The sequence below is a fragment of the Salmonella sp. HY31 genome (assembly GCF_042604575.1).
Classification (GTDB): domain Bacteria; phylum Pseudomonadota; class Gammaproteobacteria; order Enterobacterales; family Enterobacteriaceae; genus Salmonella; species Salmonella diarizonae.
The window spans coordinates 168,984-190,443 of the sequence record NZ_CP170479.1 but is presented as its reverse complement, the minus strand read 5'-3'; the positions used below and the strand labels follow the sequence as shown (position 1 = coordinate 190,443).

19 protein-coding genes, 1 tRNA gene and 2 other RNA genes are annotated in these 21,460 nt (G+C 52.7%); 9 read left to right on the top strand and 13 right to left on the bottom strand.

Annotated elements, in window-relative coordinates; translation table 11 throughout:
* Positions 1-503 precede the first annotated feature (503 nt).
* From ACE15A_RS00890 to ACE15A_RS00870, 5 genes are all read right to left on the bottom strand, one after another.
* A non-coding RNA gene (locus ACE15A_RS00890) (RtT sRNA) lies at positions 504-637 on the bottom strand.
* 34 nt (positions 638-671) lie between these two features.
* Positions 672-805: non-coding RNA, RtT sRNA (locus tag ACE15A_RS00885), on the bottom strand.
* Positions 806-839: 34 nt separating this feature from the next.
* A tRNA-Pro gene (locus ACE15A_RS00880) sits at positions 840-916 on the bottom strand.
* A 90-nt stretch (positions 917-1,006) separates the two neighbouring features.
* Complete coding sequence (eptB, locus tag ACE15A_RS00875) at positions 1,007-2,698, bottom strand: kdo(2)-lipid A phosphoethanolamine 7''-transferase (RefSeq protein WP_023247357.1); 1,692 nt, start codon at positions 2,696-2,698, stop codon at positions 1,007-1,009.
* Positions 2,699-2,927: 229 nt separating this feature from the next.
* On the bottom strand, positions 2,928-3,632 hold the full coding sequence (locus ACE15A_RS00870; protein ID WP_053509379.1) for an autotransporter outer membrane beta-barrel domain-containing protein: 705 nt from the start codon (positions 3,630-3,632) through the stop codon (positions 2,928-2,930).
* Positions 3,633-3,788: 156 nt separating this feature from the next.
* On the opposite strand from ACE15A_RS00870, the gene tag reads away from it, so the two are divergent.
* Both tag and ACE15A_RS00860 read left to right on the top strand, forming a co-directional pair.
* Positions 3,789-4,370 carry a DNA-3-methyladenine glycosylase I gene (tag, locus tag ACE15A_RS00865; RefSeq protein ID WP_053509377.1) on the top strand — a complete coding sequence of 194 codons (582 nt, stop codon included), beginning with the start codon at positions 3,789-3,791 and terminating at the stop codon, positions 4,368-4,370.
* Positions 4,348-4,788: an N-acetyltransferase gene (locus ACE15A_RS00860; RefSeq protein ID WP_023247354.1), complete on the top strand. Its 441-nt coding sequence runs from the start codon at positions 4,348-4,350 to the stop codon at positions 4,786-4,788. Before tag ends, ACE15A_RS00860 begins: the two co-directional genes overlap by 23 nt.
* Here the strand turns inward: ACE15A_RS00860 and ACE15A_RS00855 are convergent.
* Positions 4,757-7,090 (bottom strand): molybdopterin guanine dinucleotide-containing S/N-oxide reductase, encoded by a 2,334-nt coding sequence (locus ACE15A_RS00855; RefSeq protein ID WP_064055757.1) that lies wholly within the window; start codon positions 7,088-7,090, stop codon positions 4,757-4,759. The two genes, ACE15A_RS00860 and ACE15A_RS00855, sit on opposite strands and share 32 nt — an antisense overlap.
* Before the next feature lie 152 nt (positions 7,091-7,242).
* On the opposite strand from ACE15A_RS00855, the gene ACE15A_RS00850 reads away from it, so the two are divergent.
* Positions 7,243-7,905, top strand: a complete 663-nt coding sequence (locus tag ACE15A_RS00850; RefSeq protein WP_053509375.1) for an OmpA family lipoprotein — start codon at positions 7,243-7,245, stop codon at positions 7,903-7,905.
* Between the two features lie 218 nt (positions 7,906-8,123).
* Complete coding sequence (ghrB, locus tag ACE15A_RS00845; RefSeq protein ID WP_053509373.1) at positions 8,124-9,098, top strand: glyoxylate/hydroxypyruvate reductase GhrB; 975 nt, start codon at positions 8,124-8,126, stop codon at positions 9,096-9,098.
* A 49-nt stretch (positions 9,099-9,147) separates the two neighbouring features.
* On the opposite strand, the gene ACE15A_RS00840 is transcribed toward ghrB, so the two are convergent.
* Entirely contained in the window at positions 9,148-9,858 is a 711-nt protein-coding gene (locus tag ACE15A_RS00840) for a DUF3053 domain-containing protein (protein WP_000190524.1), read from the bottom strand.
* A gap of 437 nt (positions 9,859-10,295) precedes the next feature.
* Between ACE15A_RS00840 and ACE15A_RS00835 the strand changes: the two genes are divergently transcribed.
* The 3 genes from ACE15A_RS00835 to cueP all read left to right on the top strand — a co-directional run bounded on the left by ACE15A_RS00835 (position 10,296) and on the right by cueP (position 11,799).
* Positions 10,296-10,586, top strand: coding sequence for an HTH-type transcriptional regulator (locus ACE15A_RS00835; RefSeq protein ID WP_023247347.1), 291 nt, complete (start codon positions 10,296-10,298; stop codon positions 10,584-10,586).
* A 288-nt stretch (positions 10,587-10,874) separates the two neighbouring features.
* On the top strand, positions 10,875-11,087 hold the full coding sequence (gene cspA, locus ACE15A_RS00830; RefSeq protein WP_000014594.1) for an RNA chaperone/antiterminator CspA: 213 nt from the start codon (positions 10,875-10,877) through the stop codon (positions 11,085-11,087).
* 172 nt (positions 11,088-11,259) lie between these two features.
* A complete protein-coding gene (gene cueP, locus ACE15A_RS00825) occupies positions 11,260-11,799 on the top strand; it encodes a copper-binding periplasmic metallochaperone CueP (RefSeq protein WP_053509370.1) in 540 nt (179 codons plus the stop codon).
* 50 nt (positions 11,800-11,849) lie between these two features.
* On the opposite strand, the gene glyS is transcribed toward cueP, so the two are convergent.
* The 3 genes from glyS to ACE15A_RS00810 form a co-directional block, all read right to left on the bottom strand.
* Positions 11,850-13,919 carry a glycine--tRNA ligase subunit beta gene (glyS, locus tag ACE15A_RS00820; protein ID WP_053509368.1) on the bottom strand — a complete coding sequence of 690 codons (2,070 nt, stop codon included), beginning with the start codon at positions 13,917-13,919 and terminating at the stop codon, positions 11,850-11,852.
* A 9-nt stretch (positions 13,920-13,928) separates the two neighbouring features.
* Positions 13,929-14,840: a glycine--tRNA ligase subunit alpha gene (gene glyQ / locus ACE15A_RS00815; protein ID WP_023247344.1), complete on the bottom strand. Its 912-nt coding sequence runs from the start codon at positions 14,838-14,840 to the stop codon at positions 13,929-13,931.
* 138 nt (positions 14,841-14,978) lie between these two features.
* Positions 14,979-15,281, bottom strand: a complete 303-nt coding sequence (locus ACE15A_RS00810; RefSeq protein ID WP_000178127.1) for a YsaB family lipoprotein — start codon at positions 15,279-15,281, stop codon at positions 14,979-14,981.
* Positions 15,282-15,446: 165 nt separating this feature from the next.
* On the opposite strand from ACE15A_RS00810, the gene ACE15A_RS00805 reads away from it, so the two are divergent.
* On the top strand, positions 15,447-16,442 hold the full coding sequence (locus ACE15A_RS00805) for an acyltransferase (RefSeq protein WP_023247343.1): 996 nt from the start codon (positions 15,447-15,449) through the stop codon (positions 16,440-16,442).
* Positions 16,443-16,464: 22 nt separating this feature from the next.
* Here the strand turns inward: ACE15A_RS00805 and ACE15A_RS00800 are convergent, their stop codons facing one another.
* The 3 genes from ACE15A_RS00800 to xylA all read right to left on the bottom strand — a co-directional run bounded on the left by ACE15A_RS00800 (position 16,465) and on the right by xylA (position 19,868).
* Positions 16,465-16,818, bottom strand: a complete 354-nt coding sequence (locus ACE15A_RS00800) for a YiaA/YiaB family protein (protein WP_023247342.1) — start codon at positions 16,816-16,818, stop codon at positions 16,465-16,467.
* Positions 16,819-16,992: 174 nt separating this feature from the next.
* Complete coding sequence (gene xylB / locus ACE15A_RS00795; protein WP_053509366.1) at positions 16,993-18,447, bottom strand: xylulokinase; 1,455 nt, start codon at positions 18,445-18,447, stop codon at positions 16,993-16,995.
* 98 nt (positions 18,448-18,545) lie between these two features.
* On the bottom strand, positions 18,546-19,868 hold the full coding sequence (gene xylA / locus ACE15A_RS00790) for a xylose isomerase (protein ID WP_053509363.1): 1,323 nt from the start codon (positions 19,866-19,868) through the stop codon (positions 18,546-18,548).
* A 362-nt stretch (positions 19,869-20,230) separates the two neighbouring features.
* Between xylA and xylR the strand changes: the two genes are divergently transcribed.
* Positions 20,231-21,409: a D-xylose utilization transcriptional activator XylR gene (gene xylR / locus ACE15A_RS00785; RefSeq protein WP_000459816.1), complete on the top strand. Its 1,179-nt coding sequence runs from the start codon at positions 20,231-20,233 to the stop codon at positions 21,407-21,409.
* The last annotated feature ends 51 nt before the right edge of the window (positions 21,410-21,460 follow it).

The window sequence follows — 21,460 nt, the reverse complement described above, 5'->3', positions numbered from 1 at the left end:
TTGTGATGTATGTTGTTTTGCCCTTTGCAGTGGCTTTTACCGCCCGGCCTTTTTTGTTTTTTACCTGGTCAGGTCAGTAGTGAGAGGTGGGGATTCCGTTCGCATAAACGACTGAGTTGCAGTGCGGATTCTCCATAAAATGCCCCTCATTCCCTACAATCTGTCAACAGAATGTCAAAACGTCAATACAGGTAACCAGCTTTTACAACAACGGTGAGAATTAACAAACAAAGATTAAAAAAAGTTCAGAAGGGTATTTTCAGCAGGGAAATTTGTGCTACGCCCGAGTCATCAGAATAATTATCTTAATATTTAGAAACATTTAGTGTTTAACTTTTATGCTGTCAACGCAAAAATTTTAAAAATATGGCGCATATATGAGCGATTAATACCATGTACGTTAAAGCGGACAGCGAAAAATGCTAAGTACGGCAGGCAGTAACGCAGAAAGCGATTTACGCAAACGGCGGCGAAAGCAATGGAATATGTCAGCAATGAGTAAGCAGGCGCCAGGAGAGGATGACTCGCCACTGCGTGGCTCGCCCTGCGGGCCGTTGCTGACGCAACGTTCTCTCGCTTCGCTCGAGTCGAACCTCTTGCCCCCGGAGGTTCTCATCCTCTTCAGGCTTCAGATACAAAAAACCCTGCTCGTTGAGCAGGGTTTTTGAATTTGGTCGGTGATAGAGGATGACTCGCCACTGCGTGGCTCGCCCTGCGGGCCGTTGCTGATGCAACGTTCTCTCGCTTCGCTCGAGTCGAACCTCTTGCCCCCGGAGGTTCTCATCCTCTTCAGGCTTCAGATACAAAAAACCCTGCTCGTTGAGCAGGGTTTCTGAATTTGGTCGGTGATAGAGGATTCGAACCTCCGACCCCTTCGTCCCGAACGAAGTGCGCTACCAGGCTGCGCCAATCACCGAATGCGGGCGCATCTTACTGCTCAGGCGCACGCCCGTCAATCCCTTAGTCGCAAAATACAATTCAATCGGCGAGAAAGTCGGCAGACGGCTTACTTCGCGGCGACTTTCTGCGCATCGGGAATATGGCACCAGTTGTTATTCTGGTTAATGCCGCCATTCGGCGATGTATACCCCAGGCAGCCCATTATCGTGTCGTACAGCTCCACATGACGACGCGGCACTTTGATCTCCGCCTGTTGTTTCAGGTGAGCAAACATCTGCGCATGCTGCGGATTGGCAAGATATTTATCCGACATCCATACCAGCATCGGAACGCGGAATTGCTCCGGCGGCGCCATGTTGCGCGGCGTACCGTGCAAATGTTCGCGTTCGTTAATCGACTCGCCGTGGTCAGCCGCGTAGAACACAATCGCTTTTTTATCACGTAGCTGATCGAACACGCTGGTAATAAAGTGATCAACATAGGTCACGGAGTTATCGTAAGAGTTGATCATCTGCGCTTTCGTGCAGCCGCTATCGACCCCAATACACTCGGGCTTCCACTGAGCGTAGCTGCGCGGATAACGTTGCGTATAATTAAAATGCGACCCTTTGGTATGCAGGATAATCAGATGCTTACCCTCCGGGTTCTGGGTAATTGAGTTCTGCATCTCATCAATCAACAGCATGTCATCAACCGTTTTACCGCGGTTACGCGGCTCCGCGCCGATCTGCTCGCGATAGGAGATATTATCCGCCATGGTATTACTATAGAACCATATTTCGCTCTGCATGGCGTACAGATCGGAACTGAACCCGAGCTGTTTGAGTACCGCAAAAACATTCTGCTCTTTTAGCGTACGCTGCGGGTTATTATCCGCGCCGCCTTCTCGTACAAACATACAACGTAAAGATAGCTTGGTCGCGGTATCGCAGGAATAGCCGCGGAACGCCGCCAGATTTTTTTCCTGCGCCAGCTTCGGCGTGGTATTACGCTCGTAGCCGAAAATCCCCATGTGATCCCAACGGGTCGTCTCACCGATAATGAAAACGACGTAGGTGTCATCCCCATCCTTCGGCGCAACATAGGTAAATTTCCTGGCCGGATTTATTAATGAATTATTGTCCGACGACTCATCTACCTGCGCCCAGGCATACAGCCCTAACGCAGATAACCAGTTTGAAGGCAGATAGGAGTTCGCCACCACGCCGCCATAGCTAGGTAAATCGATGCCTGTCGCCCGCTCAACCTTTTTCTGATGCACATCCAGCAGGCGGATAGGCGCCCACACCATCACCCCTGCGAGCGCCACCGCAGCGGCGCTGCGAAAACGCTGCCCCGGCGTACGTAGCTGGCGCAACAACGTGTAGCGACAGCGGTTACTCCAGATGAAAATGAGCGGAAGTACGCTCACGGCAATCAGCCACAATACGAAGTGCAGCCCCACCACCTCTTTCGAGAGATCGATGTCGGTGGTCATAACAGACGCAATAATGCCGTAGCCAATCACCACATTCAGGAAGGTCATGTAATAACTGGCGCCAGCGGAAAACAGCACCACCAGCGTGGCCAGCACGCGCCAGACTCGTCGGCCAAACAGTGAAAGAAGACGAAGTAAGAAGAAAGTCACCAGCACCGTGGCGCCAAGTTCGACAACCGCGGAGATGCCTTTCCAAATGGTAAATTCTTGCGCATAACTGCCGAAACGGCGGTAAAACACGGCGCAATTCATAAACAGACCGATATAGAGCGCAAGCAAGAAACTAAGTTTCTGCTGCGTCATCGATTTAATGTATCTCATGCAAGCAAACCCTGGGAATCGGGATAAAAACGACCTGTACAACGATTCTTTAATCAAACAGGTAAATATGCGGCTAACGCAGATGTGAGAAAGTCTACAAGCGCGGCTAAGTAGACCACAGGAAGCGCAAAAAGTGTCTATAGAGAATGTGATTAACCCATATATTTTTGTAAATATATAAACAGCGTATTAGCCGAACGTCTAATAAATCCGGGCGGGGCTTATCTCGTTAAAAGCGAGCGCTCACCCCCAGGGTATACAAATAATCACTATCCGTAGCGCTATTTTCCGCCTGGGAAAACGTCGCATACGCCGCCAGATGTGGGTTAAGTAACACGTCCGCGCCTACAGTGACATCCAGCCAGTTTCCCTCTTGATTTACTGCGGTCATACGGCTTAACCCAGACTGCGCTTTCCAGATATTTTCCCCAAACTGCTGGTTATAGCTAATTTGCGCCCAGGGACGGACATCGCCGAATTGCGAATTTACCCGCCAGCCTAATGTACTGACGCTGGCGTGCCATAACGGATCGGTGAGCGTTAATGTCGTCGCGCTATCGCCATATTCGTTATACATTGATGAAGTCGAACCGTCGTAATACAGCGTCGCTACCGGCCCGGTGGTCACGCGTCGGGAAAGCGGAAAGTTCCAGCCCATACTGATACCGCTGGTCGCATCAAGCGGGGTTCCATCCGCCAGGCTAAGCACCGGACCCACCGTATTTTGCGAAGACTGAATACGTTCGGCCAGTATGTCGTTGTAATTCGGTTGGTGATCGCTGTCCCAGGTATAGCGTTCCGTCGTATGCCCCGGAACCGCTTCAGCGATATATTCTTGTTGCCAGGCATACGCGGTATTGATAAAAAACGAGCAGGCCATAAGGCCGGCCAGACAACGCAATGTCCGGCGACCACGGCGTTTTCTTACAATCATCAACGCGACTCCAGAGTAGAGCCGAATTCGGCGATATTATTGTCATTGAATGAAGGATGTCGGGCATCAGCCCTGTATTAACTATTGTCCTTTTAGCGGGCCCGTCAAGGCGGGTTGAAGGAAATTTTCGCGGTAACCACAATAACGAGGAAGTCTATGCAGCGTTGCGGCTGGGTCAGCCAGGCCCCCCTTTATATTGCCTATCATGACAACGAGTGGGGCATACCGGAAACTGATGGCAGAAAGTTGTTTGAAATGATCTGTCTTGAAGGTCAACAGGCCGGTTTATCCTGGATCACCGTGCTTAAAAAACGGGAGAACTATCGCGCCTGTTTTCATCAGTTTGACCCGGTACGTATCGCTGCTATGCAGGAGGAGGATGTTGAACGCCTGCTGCAGAATACGGGGATTATACGGCATCGCGGGAAAATTCAGGCCATTATCAGTAACGCCCGCGCCTGGCTTGCGATGGAGCAAAACGGCGAGCCTTTCGCCGATTTTGTCTGGTCATTCGTTGATGGCCAGCCGCAGCTCACCCAGGCGGCCAGTCTGGATGAGATCCCCACCTCAACACCTGCGTCAGATGCGCTTGCTAAGGCATTGAAAAAGCGCGGTTTCAAGTTTGTCGGTACGACTATCTGTTACTCCTTTATGCAGGCGTGCGGACTGGTCAACGACCATATTACCGGCTGTTTTTGCCATCCGGGAGAAAAACATGATTCGCAAATCCCAGAGTGAGGACATGGCGTCTATTCTGGCGCTGTGGATGAAAAGTACTATTTATGCCCATCCCTTTATCGAAGAACGTTACTGGCACGAGAGCGAAGCGATTGTGCGCGACGTCTATTTACCCGCCGCACAAACCTGGGTATGGGAAGAAAATGGACAACTGAAAGGCTTCGTCAGCGTGCTGGAAGCCCGTTTTGTCGGGGCGCTGTTTGTCGCCCCCGACGCGTTAAGACACGGCATTGGCAAAGCGCTTCTGGAATATGTACAGCAACGTTTTCCGCTGCTAAGCCTTGAGGTTTACCAGAAAAATCAAACCGCCGTAAACTTCTATCATGCGCTCGGTTTTCGCATTGAAGATAGCGCCTGGCAAGAGGATACTTCCCATCCCACCTGGATTATGAGCTGGCAGGCGGATCAAACGCCGTAAGCGGTAGCGCCGGGCCGGTATATTTCTCAAACCAGACCAACGCGGTATTGCCCGCACAACCGTTCCCCAGCCGGGAGCTAGGGAGATCTTTTGTCAGGACATTTACCGCGCCGTTTTTACATATACCGCCTGCGGTAGGTTCAGGGTCCGGCCATGCGCCTTCGTGAATACAGATCACGCCGGGCCGAATCCCTTCGGTAACGACCGCGCCCGCCAGAATCTGCCCACGATGATTCCAGACGCGTATCGTATCGCCATCGACGATTCCGCGCGCTGTCGCATCCTGCGGATGAATCGTCGCCGGTTCGCGTCCTGCTACCGCATACCGCTCCCGTAACGAACTGTAGTTAAGCTGGCTATGCAGGCGGTGCGCCGGATGCGCGGAAAGTAACTGAACCTGCCCCGCATCGGCATTCCCGTGCCACTCATCCGGCACAAGCCACATCGGATGACCGGGACAATCCGCGTACCCATAGCTGGCAATGCGCGCAGAATAGATTTCGATTTTGCCGCTGGCCGTTTTTAGCGGATGGTTATCAGGATCGCGGCGAAAATCCGCGAAGCGCACAAACTGCGCGCTGGCGGGATTTTCCGGCATCTCCAGTAAACGGTTAGCCTGCCAGAATGCGGCAAACGGCGGCAGCGTCACCCCCAGGCTGGCGCCACGCTGGGCGGCAATATTGTAGAAGGTCTCCAGCCACGCCAGCTCGCTTTTTCCTTCAGTGAACCGAGCGTAACCGCCGGCTTCCCATCGTTCGCTCAGTTCAGCAAAAACGTCAAAATCATTCCACGCCTCCCACCGGGGCGACACTACCTGCTTCATTGGCGCCAAATGCTGATTGCTATAGTCGCCGGTCATGGTCAAATCGTTACGCTCATAGCTGGTGGTCGCGGGCAGAACAATATCCGCGTGTTTCGCGGCGGCCGTCCAGAAACATTCAGAGATGACGACAATCTCCGGTTTTTGCCACGCGCGAATCAGACGGTTGGTATCCTGATGATGGGTGAAGTTCGCGCCGCCGGCCCACCAGATAAAACGAATATCCGGGAAGCGGCGATCCATCCCATTGTGTTGGTAAAACCCACCGGGGTTTTCCAGCGCATCGACAATACGCGCCACCGGTATTTTATCTACCGCATCGACCCCGCCCGTGATGCTCCCCTGCATCGACGCTAACACAGCGGCGCGTCGCGTCGGGTTGCCGCCGTTAGCAAAATGATAAGAAAAACCAAACCCGCCGCCAGGCGTACCAATTTGCCCCAGCATTGCGGCAAGCGTGACGATCATCCAGTGCTTTTGCTCGCCGAACTGCTGACGCTGCATTCCCCAACCGGCCATCAGCATAGTGGTGTTATGATGAAATATTTCCGCCAGTTCACGGATTTTCACCGCAGAAACGCCGCAAATTTCCGCCGCCCATTCCGCTGTTTTGGCCGTACCGTCGGTCACGCCCAAAAGATAATCGGCGAAGCGGTCATAACCCGTCGTGCAGCGGGCAAGGAACGCTTCATCCTGCCAACCATTTTCCACCAGCGTATGGGCGATCCCCAACATTAACGCCACATCGGTGCCCATATGCGGGGCGATCCACTCCATCTTATCGCCAAAAAAGTCGACGCTTTCCGATCGCATCGGATCGATGCAGATCAGGCGCTTCCCCCTTTTTCGCAACGCCGCAAAATAATTGAGACCCTGTTCATCCGAGGCGTTCCAGGCAATTTTCAGAGTATTCAGCGGGTTCGCGCTCCAGAGCACCACGACGTCGCTGTGTTCCAGCACCACCGGCCAGCTAGTCTGTTGCTGGTAAACCTCGTTGCCACCCACCACATAAGGCATGATAGCCTGCGCCGCACCGGTGGAATAATCGCCAAGATGGCCGGTATATCCTCCCGCCAGCGCCATGTAACGCTGCAATAGCGTAGCCGCTTTATGCAATACGCCGTTCGAACGCCAACCGTAGGAGCCGGCGAAGATGGACGATGGCCCATAACTTCCGCGAATACGTTTGTGCTGAGCGTGGATCAGATCCAGCGCATCATCCCAACTTACGCGAACAAACTCATCCTGCCCGCGTACGCCTTGCGGCTTATCGGGTGAAGCCAGAAACCCTTTACGCACCATCGGAAAGCGAACCCGCGTTTTACTATGCACCTGGTCATGGACAACGGTTTGCAAGGAATTTGGGTGTGCCGTCGGGAGTTCGCCATATGAGGCAAAAATGCGTTCTCCGTCGGTTTCAACGCGGACTGGCCCCCAGTGTGCAGCGGTCAATACCGAATGGCGCGATGGTGCGTGGGTCAAAGTTCGCTCCTGAATCATTGGGGTTATTTAATTTACCAGTCAATGTTACTTACAAATTTCAGAGTTTTCCCTGGAATTTTCTTCATGTGCAGACGTCATAATCAACCGCCACGGTCGCTGTGGTAACAATAAAAAAGTGATAAGGATTTAAGATGAAAAAACGTGTATTTGTGATTGCTGCCATCGTGAGCGGCGCCCTGGCAGTATCTGGCTGCACAACAAACCCTTACACCGGCGAACGCGAAGCAGGTAAATCCGGCATTGGCGCGGGTATCGGATCGCTGGTCGGCGCAGGTATCGGCGCGCTCTCCTCCTCTAAAAAAGATCGCGGTAAAGGCGCGCTGATTGGCGCAGCGGCGGGCGCAGCGCTGGGCGGCGGCGTCGGTTACTACATGGACGTACAGGAAGCGAAACTGCGTGACAAAATGCGGGGAACGGGCGTTAGCGTGACGCGAAGCGGCGATAATATCATTCTGAATATGCCGAATAACGTCACCTTCGACAGCAGTAGCGCGACGCTGAAACCGGCAGGCGCCAACACGTTAACCGGCGTGGCGATGGTGCTGAAAGAGTATCCCAGGACCGCCGTCAATGTAGTGGGTTACACCGACAGTACCGGCAGCCACGATCTGAATATGCGTCTGTCGCAGCAACGCGCTGACTCCGTCGCCAGCTCGCTGATCACGCAGGGCGTCGACGCCAGCCGTATCCGTACCAGCGGAATGGGTCCGGCGAACCCGATCGCCAGCAACAGTACGGCAGAAGGTAAGGCGCAAAACCGCCGCGTCGAAATTACCTTGAGTCCATTGCAGTAAACTACAGTACCGGGTAAGGCGGTATGCTTTACCCGGCCTGCATTATTCCCTCGCCAGACCGGATACACGTCGCATTATTCGGTATTCATTCACCATTTACCACGACACGGCTGCCAACAGCGGGGAAATCGGCTGGTCGATTATTGCTAAGCGGGTTAATAATAAGCCTGTTCCGGTTGGCGCACGCCGCGCTTACCTTTTGATCTACGGAGAGTCGCATGAAGCCGTCCATCATTCTCTACAAAACCCTGCCTGATGATTTGCTGCATCGCCTGGAGGCGCATTTTACCGTCACCCTGGTACCGAACCTGCGTCCGGAAACGGTAGCGCGACACGCGCAGGCATTTGCCAGCGCGCAAGGCCTTCTGGGCGCCAGCGAAACCGTTAACCGCGAGCTGCTGGAAAAAATGCCGGCGCTACGCGCGGCGTCGACCGTCTCGGTGGGATACGATAATGTCGATGTGGTCGCCCTTACTGCCCGCAAAATAGTCCTGATGCACACGCCTGCCGTTTTGACGGAAACCGTTGCCGATACGATGATGGCGTTAATGCTGGCCACTGCCCGCCGCGTCGTGGACGTCGCAGAACGGGTTAAAGCAGGTGAATGGACGGAAAACATTGGCCCGTCGTGGTTTGGCGTCGATGTGCATCACAAAACGCTCGGTATTGTTGGGATGGGGCGTATCGGGATGGCGCTGGCGCAGCGAGCGCACTTTGGGTTTACCATGCCGGTTCTCTATCACGCCCGCAGGCGGCATCAGGAGGCGGAAGACCGGTTTAACGCCCGCTACTGCGATCTGGATACGTTGTTGCAGGAGGCCGATTTTGTCTGCGTGATCCTGCCGCTAACGGCAGAAACGCGACATCTGTTTGGCGCAACACAGTTTGCCAGAATGAAATCGTCCGCCATTTTTATTAATGCCGGACGCGGCCCGGTGGTCGATGAAAACGCGCTGATTGCCGCGCTGCAAAACGGTGAAATATATGCGGCAGGTCTGGATGTCTTTGAACATGAACCGCTACCCGTGGATTCGCCCCTGCTGAGCATGTCTAATGTCGTCGCGGTGCCGCATATCGGCTCAGCAACGCATGAGACGCGCTACAACATGATGGCCTGTGCGGTGGATAATTTGATTGATGCGCTGCAGGGAAAAATAGAGAAGAACTGCGTCAATCCGCAGGCGGCGGGATAAGGCTACAGGCCCGATAAGCGCTGGCTTGCGCTTATCGGGAAGACTGTTATCACTGGGTCGCGTTTACCGCCGCCGTCCAGGCCTGATTAAACGCCTGATGCTGCGAGGCCAACGGCCCAATCAGCGCGTTATATTGGCTGGCCTGCTGTGAGGTCGGGAACTGAATGCCGTTCGCGACAAAGCTCACCTGCTCGCCCTGTTGCGCAATATAATCGCCCACTTGTACCAACTGCTGCGTAAAGATCTGCGCCGCCGGGATCAGCGGTTGCAAAGCATCTGCCGGCACGGTGACCACTTTTTTGTAGACCTGATCAAACACAGGTTTCAGGTCATCGGCCTGCTTTAACGCGCCATGCGCGGCATCAGCCTGCAGTTTTGCATTCTGCAACTGTTGCGCCAGCACGCCTAACGAACCATTTGCCTGCCGCAGCGGCTCGCGTTGCGTCATATAATCCTGCGGAACGCGGATGGCGTTAACGCTATCGACCACCGGGCGCAGACCGGAATCCATCGCCTGGTTTACCTGCTGCGAGTAGCCATACAGTATCGCGTAATCAGACACGAACGGACCAAACTGTTTTTTCTGATCGGCCGTCAGCGTTGGTAAACGCTCTCCGCTACGCATTGCCGTATTCTGCAGGAAATCGACAAACGCTTTGCGCTGATCGCCTTCTTTATCAAAACACCCGCTCAGGCTAAACACCATTAATAACGCCACAACAGGCGCAAACCAGCGAGAGCAGGACTTACCTGTCGCCATTGTTAATACTCCTTTCACCCAAAAATGCGCACAACGACACCTGCGTGCCTGACGGCTTACAAGGATAGTCCAGGTCAGGCTTGCAGGATACCCTTTCCACACGATCTTGTAGCGGAAAATCACGTTTATCTGCATCAGCACTCAATTTGTTATTTTATTGTTAATTTTTGACCTGGCGCTTCGATAAAAAACGCGGTAAGAAAGCTTTCCAGCAGGTGATGTAATATTTTTTTAATCTTTACAATTATTTTCTGAAACACGGATATATCTTCCTGGATCAGATTGTTAGGGTCCTAAAAGTCGCGCAACGTAAGTCATCGAAACGAATCGATAGCGCTTCTTGACGACGCGTCGCCCCCACCCGCGAGTTTCCCGACTATTCTTAATAGGCTTCGATGCACTTCACGATCCCGCTGTGTGATTTACAGGAGTTCTCAATGGAACATAAAGATCCGATGTTTGAGCTGCTGAGCAGCCTGGAACAAATTGTTTTTAAAGATGAAACGCGAAAGATCACCCTGACGCAAAAACCCAATCCTTTTACCGAATTTGAACAGTTACGGAGAGGAACGGGACTAAAAACAGATGAATTCGCCAGAGCGCTGGGCGTAACGGTTGCCATGGTTCAGGAATGGGAATCGAAACGCGAAAAACCCACACCAGCAGAGCTCAAATTGATGCGCCTGATACAGGCGAACCCACGCTTAAGTAAGCAATTGATGGAGTAATTTTTACCACTTCTTGTTTTAACGGTCCTGCGTAAGGGCCGTTTCCCCCATCCGATTCCTGACCTGGAGAAATAAAGTAAAATAAAAGTTGCATCGCCCGGCATTACATGAGTTAATGTGCTCAACGGTTTGACGTACAGACCATTAAAGCAGTTTAGTAAGGCAAGTCCCCTTCAAGAGTTATCCATTAGATACCCCTCGTAGTGCGCATTTCCTTAACGCTTAAAAAATCTGTAAAGCACGCCATAACGCCGAAAGGCACACTTATTTTTTAAAAGGTAATACACTATGTCCGGTAAAATGACTGGTATCGTAAAATGGTTCAACGCTGATAAAGGCTTCGGCTTTATTACTCCTGATGACGGTTCTAAAGACGTGTTCGTACACTTCTCCGCAATTCAGAACGATGGTTACAAATCTCTGGATGAAGGTCAGAAAGTTTCCTTCACCATCGAAAGCGGCGCTAAAGGCCCGGCAGCTGGTAACGTAACCAGCCTGTAAGCTTAAAAAGCTCAGAATTGAAGATCCCTGCCTGATGGCGGGGATTTTTTTATTCCAATCTCCCCCTCTCCCCCCGCATAACTTTGCATTACTTTACCCTGCGTCCCTTTGACCTTTCCCTTAGGGGAACCCCTATAGTGGGCAAGGATATTGTTCACAAGGAATTGAAGTTATGTCGAAATCATCATGGTTATTACTTTTGGGTTTATGCACCAGCGGCTCCGCGCTTGCGGCATCCTCAGAATCCGCTTTTCTGGCGCAACACGGGCTTGCGGGAAAAACGGTTGAGCAGATCGTGGATACTATTGATCAGACGCCACAGAGCCGTCCTTTGCCTTACTCCGCGTCGATTACCAGTACCGAGCTCAAATTATCTGACGGAGAGCAGATTTATACGTTGCCGTTAGGCGACAAATTCTATCTCTCTTTTGCGCCTTATGAATGGCGGACACACCCCTGCTTTAACCACAGCCTTTCCGGCTGTCAGGGAGAAATGCCGAATAAACCGTTCGCTGTAAAAGTGACAGATAGTAAAGACTCTATCATCGTACAAAAAGAGATGCACAGCTATCGAAATGGATTTATCGGTGTTTGGCTACCGCGCAATATGGAAGGGACGCTCGAAGTAAGTTACAACGGCAAAACAGCGTCACATGCTATTGCCACCAAAGGTGACAGCCAGACCTGCCTGACAGAATTACCATTACGTTAAAAATAAAAAAACCTGCCCGAAAGCAGGTTTTTGTTTAATTAACTGAACGCTTATTGCAGTAACGAAATATCCGCTACCTGCAGGAACAGTTCGCGTAGTTTCGACAACAGCGTCAGACGGTTGATACGGATATCTTTCTCTTCCGCGTTAACCATTACATTTTCGAAGAATTCATCCACTGGCGCGCGCAGAGCGGCCAACTCAATCAACGCTTCCTGATAACGGCCATCGGCAAAGTACGGCTGAAGCTTATCACGCAGCACAACCAGATGTCTGGCCAACTCAATTTCCGCCGCTTCTTTCAGTACGGAGGCGTGGACGATATCGTTCAGCGGCTCAGTGGCTTTCGCCAGAATGTTGGAGACGCGCTTGTTAGCCGCCGCCAGCGCAGAGGCTTCTTCCAGGGTGCGGAAATGAGACACCGCCTTCATGCGGGCATCAAAATCTGCCGGACGGGTCGGACGACGCGCCAGAACAGCCTGAATGGTGTCGACGGTATAGCCTTCATCCTGATACCAGGCCCGGAAGCGACCCAGCATAAAATCGATCACGTCATCGACTACGTTGGCGTTGGTCAGCTTGTCGCCATACAGACGCACCGCCTCTTCGGTCAGCGTTTGCAGATCAAGAGCGAGGTTCTTCTCAACGATGATACGCAGCACGCCCAGCGCGGCTCGGCGCAGCGCAAACGGGTCTTTGTCACCTTTAGGATGCTGACCAATACCGAATATACCCGCCAAAGTATCCATCTTATCCGCGATCGCCAGCGCGCAGGCCACCGGGTTAGACGGCAGATCATCCCCGGCAAAACGCGGCTGATACTGTTCGTTCAACGCCACAGCAACATCTTCCGCTTCGCCATCATGGCGCGCGTAGTGCATCCCCATCACGCCCTGCGTGTCGGTGAACTCGAAGACCATGTTGGTCATCAGGTCGCACTTGGAGAGCAGGCCCGCACGAGTGGCGTGGTTGACGTCAGCGCCAATCTGACCGGCAATCCAGCCCGCCAGCGCCTGAATACGGTCGGTCTTGTCACGCAGCGTGCCCAGTTGTTGCTGGAACAGGACGGTTTGCAGACGCGGAAGATGGTCTTCCAGACGTTTTTTACGGTCGGTATTGAAGAAGAATTCAGCATCTGCCAGACGCGGACGCACCACTTTCTCGTTACCGGAGATAATTTGTTGCGGATCTTTCGACTCGATGTTGGCGACGAAGATAAAGTTCGGCAGCAGCTTGCCCGCGTTGTCATAAACCGGGAAATACTTCTGGTCGCCCTTCATGGTGTACACCAGCGCTTCGGCAGGCACGGCGAGGAATTTCTCTTCGAATTTCGCCGTCAATACCACCGGCCATTCCACCAGCGAGGCGACCTCTTCCAGCAGGCTTTCGCTCAGGTCGGCATTGCCGCCAATCTTGCGTGCCGCCTCTTCCGCATCCGCTTTGATTTTGGCTTTACGCGCTTCGTAGTCCGCAATGACTTTACCGCGCTCCAGCAGAATTTGCGGGTACTGATCGGCACTGTCGATGGTGAACTCCGGCTCGCCCATAAAGCGATGGCCGCGAATCACGCGATCGGACTGAATACCCAGAATAGTCGCCGGAATGACGTTATCGCCCAACAGCAGGGTTACAGTATGCACCGGACGCACGAAATGCACGTCAGACGCACCCCAGCGCATCAGTTTCGGGATCGGCAGCTTAGCGAGCGACGTGGCCACCATATCAGGCACCAGAGCTTCGGTACTTTCGCCCTTCATGTGGGCGCGATACAGCAACCATTCGCCTTTGTCGGTCTTCAGACGCTCGGCCTGGTCAACGGTGATCCCGCAGCCGCGCGCCCAGCCTTCTGCTGCTTTGCTCGGTTTACCTTCGGCGTCGAACGCCTGAGCAATCGCCGGACCACGTTTTTCGACTTCGCGATCGGGCTGAGATTCAGCAAGGTTTGCCACTTTCAGCGCCAGACGGCGCGGGGCGGCAAACCATTCAACATTACCGTGTACGAGGCCGGCGTTATCCAGCTCCGCAGTGAAGTTCGCAGCAAAGGACTCCGCCAGGCTGCGCAGGGCTTTTGGCGGCAGCTCTTCAGTGCCGATTTCCACCAGAAAAGTTTTCTCAGACATGGCCGCCTCTTATTTATTCTTGTTGCACATCGGGAAGCCGAGGGCTTCACGGGAAGCATAATAAGCTTCCGCCACTGCTTTGGTCAGGGTACGAATACGCAAAATGTAGCGCTGACGTTCGGTGACGGAGATGGCTTTACGCGCATCCAGCAGGTTAAAGCTATGGGCGGCTTTCAGAATACGCTCGTAGGCCGGTAGCGGCAGCGGGTTTTCCAGCGCCAGCAGTTGCTGGGCTTCTTTTTCATACTGCTCGAAGCAAGTGAATAAGAAATCCACATCGGCGTATTCAAAGTTATAGGTGGACTGCTCCACTTCGTTTTGATGGAACACATCGCCGTAGGTGGTTTTACCCAGCGGGCCGTCGCTCCAGACCAGGTCGTAAACGCTGTCCACGCCCTGAATGTACATCGCCAGACGTTCCAGGCCGTAGGTGATTTCACCGGTCACCGGTTTACATTCCAGACCGCCAACCTGCTGGAAGTAGGTGAACTGCGTCACTTCCATGCCGTTCAGCCACACTTCCCAGCCCAGCCCCCAGGCGCCCAGCGTCGGGTTTTCCCAGTTGTCTTCCACAAAACGAATGTCGTGGATCGTCGGGTCCATACCCAGCTCTTTCAGAGAACCGAGGTACAGCTCCTGAATATTCTCCGGAGACGGTTTAATCACCACCTGAAACTGATAGTAGTGCTGTAAGCGGTTCGGGTTTTCGCCGTAGCGGCCATCGGTCGGACGACGAGAAGGCTGCACATAGGCAGTCGCCATCGGCTCTGGCCCCAGCGCGCGCAGGCAGGTCATTGGATGAGAGGTTCCCGCGCCGACTTCCATGTCCAATGGTTGAACAATGGTGCAGCCCTGGCGAGCCCAGTAATCCTGTAAGGTCAGGATCAAGCCCTGGAAGGTCCTGGTATCAAACTTTTGCATATTATTTCGTGCTGGATACGTGTGGATTTAAAGGAAGGAGTCAGTATACCCGCTGGATGCGAGATATACAGTATGAAACAGGTTTGTTTAGCGAAAATTGCCGGATTTCGCGGCATCACACCTCACCAGACGCGGCTTTTACCGCATAGAAAGATGTAAAAACTGCCCATCTGCATCAAAAGAGCAGACAAAACTCTCTTTACGGAAGGTATTACCACGCATCTCATAGCTTCCCTGAAACTGTTCGAAGCCGGTAACAGCAATTTTCTGTGCGCCAGTGTTGTAACGCTGTGCCGCCTGAGCTTTACACAATGCTTCCATATCCAGCGTGCGTGTTGGGCTCACTTTACTCTGCTGGGCTTTCTGCATCGGTGGCTGCGTCGCTGTGCATCCCACCAGCGCGATGGCTATCATCACAGGACAAAAATACTTCATTGTCATTTTTATTACCGTCTGGTTTGCTGGTCAGTCTTATTATTAAGGTTTGTGGGTAACAGACGCATTGTGCGAATCTCCTTACGCCATCACAAGATGTAGCGTAAAAAGTCGGATTTTTCCAGTGAGCCACCACGCTGGAACCCTATTGAAACAGAAGCTGAGGAACTAATGCAGCCTAAAATTAACTGGATTGATAACTTGCGAGGGATCGCCTGTTTAATGGTAGTGATGATCCATACCACAACGTGGTATATCACCAACGCCCACAGCGTCAGCCCGCTAAACTGGGATATTGCGAATGTCCTGAATTCGGCTTCTCGTGTTAGCGTTCCCCTGTTTTTTATGATTTCAGGCTATCTTTTTTTTGGCGAGCGCAGCGCGCAACCTCGGCATTTCTTACGTATCGCCCTCTGCCTTATCTTTTACAGCGTTGTCGCCCTGGCTTACATTTCACTTTTTACTTCGATCAACGTCGAGCTCTCGCTAAAAAATGTGCTGCAAAAACCCGTGTTCTATCACCTGTGGTTTTTCTTTGCGATTGCGGTGATCTACCTGGTATCGCCATTAATCCAGGTAAAAAATGTGAGCGGCAAAATGCTCCTGACGCTGATGGTGGTCATTGGCATTATTGCTAACCCAAATACTGTGCCGCAAAAAATCGGCGGCGTTGAATGGTTGCCCATCAACCTGTATATCAGCGGTGACACGTTCTACTACATTCTCTACGGTATGCTGGGCCGCGCCATTGGAATGATGGAGACGCAAAAGCAATCGCTGACGCTTATCTGCGCCGCCCTGTTCATCATCGCGGTAGTTATTATTTCTCGCGGCACATTGCATGAATTACGCTGGCGCGGAAATTTTGCCGATACCTGGTATCTGTATTGCGGTCCCATGGTGTTTATTTGCGCCGTCTCACTGTTCACGGTAGTTAAAAATAAGCTGAATGCGCGGACGTTACCTGGACTGGGGCTTATCTCCCGCCACTCGTTGGGTATTTATGGTTTTCACGCGCTGATTATCCATGCGCTACGCACCAATGGTCTGGAATTAAAACGTTGGCCACCGTTAGATATCGTGTGGGTTTTTGCCGCAACGGTAACAGGAAGCCTGTTGCTTTCCATGCTGTTACAGCGTATTGATAAACGAAAATGGGTTAGCTAAACGACAATGATGGCTCCGGCCATCATTCATCATCACTGTAGGAAGCGTAAAGATCGGTTCCATATATACTGACCACCAGTGCCGCCAGACAAAATATTTTCAGCGCGCCCGCCAGTTCCAGATTCAATACGCCAACCGCGACCATGCCGATGCCAAGCAACAGTAAATATTTGCAACGAGAAAGCAGGCGGTCATTCCCCGTGTGTTCCTGGCGAATTAAGACTGGAAAACCGCACATGACCATTGCCGCAAAAAAATATCCCTTTTCGCTTAATGTATGACAGGCTGGCCACAGTCCCACCAGGTATACCACTGCACCGACGACTAACATTCCCAGACCGAATACCCGTTTTCTACGCGTAACGTGATCGTCCATATCACTCTCCTTGTGGATGAGTGAAACACATTAAGCGAAGAAATAGCGATGAAAAAGGCGCCGGCTCAGCAATAATATAAAAATCAGAAAACACACATACTTACTTCGATATAATTCAATAGAATCAATACTTACGAAAAATGCCTTTCAGCCAAAACCGAAAGGCATTCTGACTTATGACATCAACGGCAACAGTTGCTGATAGAGTCGACGGAAGGTTTCACGGCGTTGTTGATAAACCGCATAACGCTGTGCATCAGGATAGTGCGCCTGCTCCAGCGGCAACTGCGGCAGTACATCGGCGAGCGGGGTCTGTTTATTCACCGCAATTTGCGCCAGACGCGCCGCGCCCAGCGCTGGCCCGACATCGCCGCCAGTACGATAATCAAGCTGTAGCCCGCTAATATCAGATAGCATCTGACGCCAGTATTCGCTGCGCGCCCCGCCGCCGATAAGCGTCACGCCGGCGGGTTTGACGCCGCAGGCGTGAACCACATCCATGCCGTCCGCCAGAGCATATCCCACGCCTTCCAGTACCGCCCGCGCCAGTTCCGCCGGGCCATGCTGATGGGTTAAACCAAAGAAAACGCCTTTTGCCTGCGGATTATTGTGCGGCGTGCGCTCGCCGGACAGGTACGGCAAAAACCAGACAGGATCGGTATGCTCATCCGCCTGCTGTGCGGCGACAATCAGCGCCGGGACGTTCTCCTGCCCGGTGAGTTTAGCCGCCCAGTCCAGACAAGAAGCGGCGCTCAACATCACAGACATTAAATGCCAGCGTTCCGGCAGCGCATGGCAAAAACTGTGTACTGCGCTTTCCGGTTTACTCAGAAAGCCGTCGCTGACGGCAAAATAGACGCCCGATGTTCCGAGTGAGAGCATCGCCTGTCCGGCATTGATCATTCCTACGCCGACCGCGCCAGCCGCATTGTCGCCGCCGCCCGCCACCACGGGTACTGCTGGCATTCCCCATGCGCTGGCTACCTCTGGCAGCAACGTTCCAGTAATTTCACTACCTTCAAATAACGCTGGCATCTGCTGTCGGGTTAAATGACAGGCGTTGAGCATAACGTCGCTCCAGTCACGTTTTTTTACGTCCAGCCACATCGTTCCCGCCGCATCCGACATATCGCTGGCAAAGACGCCCGTCATTCGCAGCCGCAGAAAATCTTTCGGCAGCAGGACCTTTTCTATCTGGCGGAAAATATCCGGCTCGTGGCGCTGCACCCAGACTAATTTGGGCGCGGTAAAACCGGGCATCATCAGATTACCGGTTATCGCACGCGACTGCGGGGCCTGTTTTTCCAGCCAGGCGCACTCTTCGCTAGAGCGTCCGTCATTCCATAAAATTGCTGGTCGCAGAACTTGCTGACGGCTATCAAGCAATGTCGCGCCATGCATTTGTCCGGCGATCCCCAATGCCCGGACGCCACTTAACGACTGTTGCCGACCTAAGCCTTTAACCGCGCGATCCGTCGCCTGCCACCACTGCTCTGGTTCCTGTTCCGACCATAAGGGATGCGGACGCGATACGGTCAGTGTTTCAGTATGCGTAGCCAGCACATCGCCCTGCTCATTCAACAGGATAGCCTTTACACCCGATGTACCAAGATCGATCCCGATATACATATTGTGGATTCCTTTACTGAAAGCGCCCGGCAGCGCTACGCTTACCGGGCTAACCACGACTACAGGCCGGCTAACGCGGAGTCACCCGGTAGCTATAGTTATTTATCAAACAGATAACGGTTAACCAGATTTTCTAACAGCTCCTGATGACCGCTTTGATGTATCGGCGCCAGATTGTGCTGCTCCGCATACTGCGCCAGCTCGCCTAAGGAGAGTTGTCCTTTCAGGATCTGCTGCCCCAGCTCGCCATTCCAGCCGGCATAGCGCTTCGCCACGCGCTTATCCAGCTCGCCGTCTTCGACCATACGCGCGGCGATTTTCAGCGACAGCGCCATCGTATCCATCGCGCCGATATGGCCGTAGAACAGATCGTATTTATCGGTGCTCTGGCGACGGACTTTGGCGTCGAAGTTGAGACCACCCGTCGTGAAGCCGCCCGCTTTCAGGATTTCGTACATCACCAGCGCGTTCTCTTCAACGCTAATCGGGAACTGATCGGTATCCCAGCCCAGTTGCGCATCGCCGCGGTTGGCGTCAACGGAGCCAAAAATACCCAGCGCGATAGCGGTCGCGATCTCATGGTGGAAAGAGTGGCCCGCCAGCGTCGCGTGGTTCGCTTCAATATTCACTTTGATCTCTTTTTCCAGACCGAACTGTTTGAGGAAGCCATAGACCGTTGCAACGTCATAATCATACTGATGTTTTGTCGGTTCCTGCGGTTTCGGTTCAATCAGCAGCGTGCCCTGGAAACCCATTTTATGTTTGTGCTCAACCACCATTTGCATAAAGCGGCCAATTTGTTCGCGTTCCTGGCGCAGATCGGTATTCAGCAACGTTTCATAACCTTCGCGTCCGCCCCACAGTACGTAATTTTCGCCGCCCAGTTTGTGCGTGGCGTTCATTGCCGTAACCACTTGCGTCGCTGCCCAGCTAAAGACCTCCGGGTCCGGGTTAGTGGCGGCGCCTGCGCCATAGCGCGGGTTGGTAAAGCAGTTCGCCGTTCCCCACAGCAGTTTTACGCCGCTCTGCTCCTGTTTCGCCGCCAGCACATCCACCATCTGCGCGAAGTTGTTTTTATACTCTTTCAACGACGCGCCTTCCGGCGACACATCCACATCATGGAAGCAATAAAAAGGCACATTCAGTTTGTGGAAAAATTCAAACGCCACGTCCGCTTTGCGTTTCGCCAGCTCCAGCGCTTCGCCCGGTTGCTGCCACGGACGATTAAACGCGCCTACGCCAAACATATCCGCGCCGTTCCAGCAGAAGGTATGCCAGTAACAGGCCGCGAAACGCAGGTGATCTTCCATACGTTTGCCTAAAACCAGCTCATCGGGATTGTAATGACGAAATGCCAGCGGGTTAGTCGATTGAGGGCCTTCATAGCGAACACGATCGAGTTGGTCAAAATAAGCCTGCATAGTGAGCTCCATAATCAGATAATACGGCAAGTAAACGACATAACGTCATACTGGAATTTCCTGATTTATTGCTCAATTACGTTATTTCACACCGCTATTAAGAGAATACCCAAATGTGCTCTGGCTCTCAAAAAAATGCTGAAAACCGCAGAAGAAAAAAGCGATCGCGATCGAATCCTGGCAAATAAACAAAAAACCGTAATACATAGATAAGAAATGACAATTGTCATCCGCCGTTTGCTGTGATGAATTTCGCATAACGCTTCAGGCGCAAAATAATTTGCCATCATTCGCCAGGCCGTTATGTCAGCCGTTTTGATAGTATCCACAAATCCAGGTCCACTTTTGCAGGATATATCCTCATGTTTGATAAACGTCACCGCATCACTCTGTTATTTAACGCGAATAAAGCCTACGACCGTCAGGTAGTGGAGGGTGTGGGTGAATATTTACAAGCCTCGCAATCCGAATGGGATATATTTATTGAGGAAGATTTCCGTGCCCGTATCGATAACATTAAAGAGTGGTTAGGCGACGGCGTTATTGCCGATTACGATGATGACGATATCGCGCAATTATTGGCCGATGTCGACGTACCGATTGTCGGGGTCGGCGGTTCTTACCATCTTGCTGAAAATTATCCCGCCGTTCATTACATCGCCACGGATAACCATGCGCTCGTTGAAAGCGCTTTCCTGCATTTAAAAGAAAAAGGCGTCAACCGCTTCGCGTTTTACGGTTTGCCCGCCTCCAGCCGCAAACATTGGGCGGCGGAACGGGAATACGCCTTTCGCCAACTGGTCGCCGAGGAAAAATACCGCGGCGTAGTCTATCAGGGGCTGGAAACCGCGCCGGAAAACTGGCAGCACGCGCAAAATCGCCTCGCCGACTGGCTTCAAACGCTGCCGCCGCAAACCGGCATCATTGCCGTGACGGATGCCCGCGCCCGCCACGTATTGCAGGTCTGCGAACACCTGCATATTCCGGTGCCGGAAAAACTTTGCGTTATCGGTATTGATAACGAAGAGTTAACCCGTTATCTGTCACGCGTCGCGCTTTCCTCCGTCGCGCAGGGGGCGCGGCAAATGGGCTATCAGGCGGCGAAACTGCTGCACCGTTTGCTGGCGCGTGAAGAGATGCCTTTACAGCGTATTCTGGTGCCGCCGGTGCGCGTCATTGCGCGCCGCTCGACAGACTACCGCTCCCTGACCGATCCGGCGGTTATCCAGGCGATGCACTTTATTCGTAACCATGCCTGTAAGGGCATTAAAGTCGAGCAGGTGCTGGACGCGGTTGGGATTTCACGTTCAAACCTGGAAAAACGTTTTAAGGAAGAGGTTGGCGAGACGATACATGCAGTGATCCACGCCGAAAAGCTGGAAAAAGCGCGTAGTTTGTTGGTTTCCACCACGTTGGCGATAAACGAAATTTCGCAAATGTGCGGCTACCCCTCGCTGCAATATTTCTATTCGGTGTTTAAAAAGGAGTACGATACCACGCCTAAGGAGTATCGCGACCAGCATAGTGAAGTGTTGTTGTAGTTTATCCAGCCTACAGATGCCTTGTAAGCCGGATAGCGTAGCGCCATCCGG

Excerpts from the sequence above, each read along its gene's own strand:
- ghrB (WP_053509373.1), top strand. The coding sequence starts at position 8,124 with ATGAAGCCGTCCATCATTCTCTACAAAACCCTGCCTGATGATTTGCTG.
- ACE15A_RS00860 (WP_023247354.1), top strand. The coding sequence starts at position 4,348 with ATGATTCGCAAATCCCAGAGTGAGGACATGGCGTCTATTCTGGCGCTG.
- ACE15A_RS00840 (WP_000190524.1), bottom strand. The coding sequence starts at position 9,858 with ATGGCGACAGGTAAGTCCTGCTCTCGCTGGTTTGCGCCTGTTGTGGCG.
- glyQ (WP_023247344.1), bottom strand. The coding sequence starts at position 14,840 with ATGCAAAAGTTTGATACCAGGACCTTCCAGGGCTTGATCCTGACCTTA.
- xylA (WP_053509363.1), bottom strand. The coding sequence starts at position 19,868 with ATGCAGGCTTATTTTGACCAACTCGATCGTGTTCGCTATGAAGGCCCT.
- ACE15A_RS00805 (WP_023247343.1), top strand. The coding sequence starts at position 15,447 with ATGCAGCCTAAAATTAACTGGATTGATAACTTGCGAGGGATCGCCTGT.
- glyS (WP_053509368.1), bottom strand. The coding sequence starts at position 13,919 with ATGTCTGAGAAAACTTTTCTGGTGGAAATCGGCACTGAAGAGCTGCCG.
- cspA (WP_000014594.1), top strand. The coding sequence starts at position 10,875 with ATGTCCGGTAAAATGACTGGTATCGTAAAATGGTTCAACGCTGATAAA.
- ACE15A_RS00870 (WP_053509379.1), bottom strand. The coding sequence starts at position 3,632 with ATGATTGTAAGAAAACGCCGTGGTCGCCGGACATTGCGTTGTCTGGCC.
- ACE15A_RS00835 (WP_023247347.1), top strand. The coding sequence starts at position 10,296 with ATGGAACATAAAGATCCGATGTTTGAGCTGCTGAGCAGCCTGGAACAA.
- cueP (WP_053509370.1), top strand. The coding sequence starts at position 11,260 with ATGTCGAAATCATCATGGTTATTACTTTTGGGTTTATGCACCAGCGGC.
- xylB (WP_053509366.1), bottom strand. The coding sequence starts at position 18,447 with ATGTATATCGGGATCGATCTTGGTACATCGGGTGTAAAGGCTATCCTG.
- ACE15A_RS00800 (WP_023247342.1), bottom strand. The coding sequence starts at position 16,818 with ATGGACGATCACGTTACGCGTAGAAAACGGGTATTCGGTCTGGGAATG.
- xylR (WP_000459816.1), top strand. The coding sequence starts at position 20,231 with ATGTTTGATAAACGTCACCGCATCACTCTGTTATTTAACGCGAATAAA.
- tag (WP_053509377.1), top strand. The coding sequence starts at position 3,789 with ATGCAGCGTTGCGGCTGGGTCAGCCAGGCCCCCCTTTATATTGCCTAT.
- eptB (WP_023247357.1), bottom strand. The coding sequence starts at position 2,698 with ATGAGATACATTAAATCGATGACGCAGCAGAAACTTAGTTTCTTGCTT.
- ACE15A_RS00810 (WP_000178127.1), bottom strand. The coding sequence starts at position 15,281 with ATGACAATGAAGTATTTTTGTCCTGTGATGATAGCCATCGCGCTGGTG.
- ACE15A_RS00850 (WP_053509375.1), top strand. The coding sequence starts at position 7,243 with ATGAAAAAACGTGTATTTGTGATTGCTGCCATCGTGAGCGGCGCCCTG.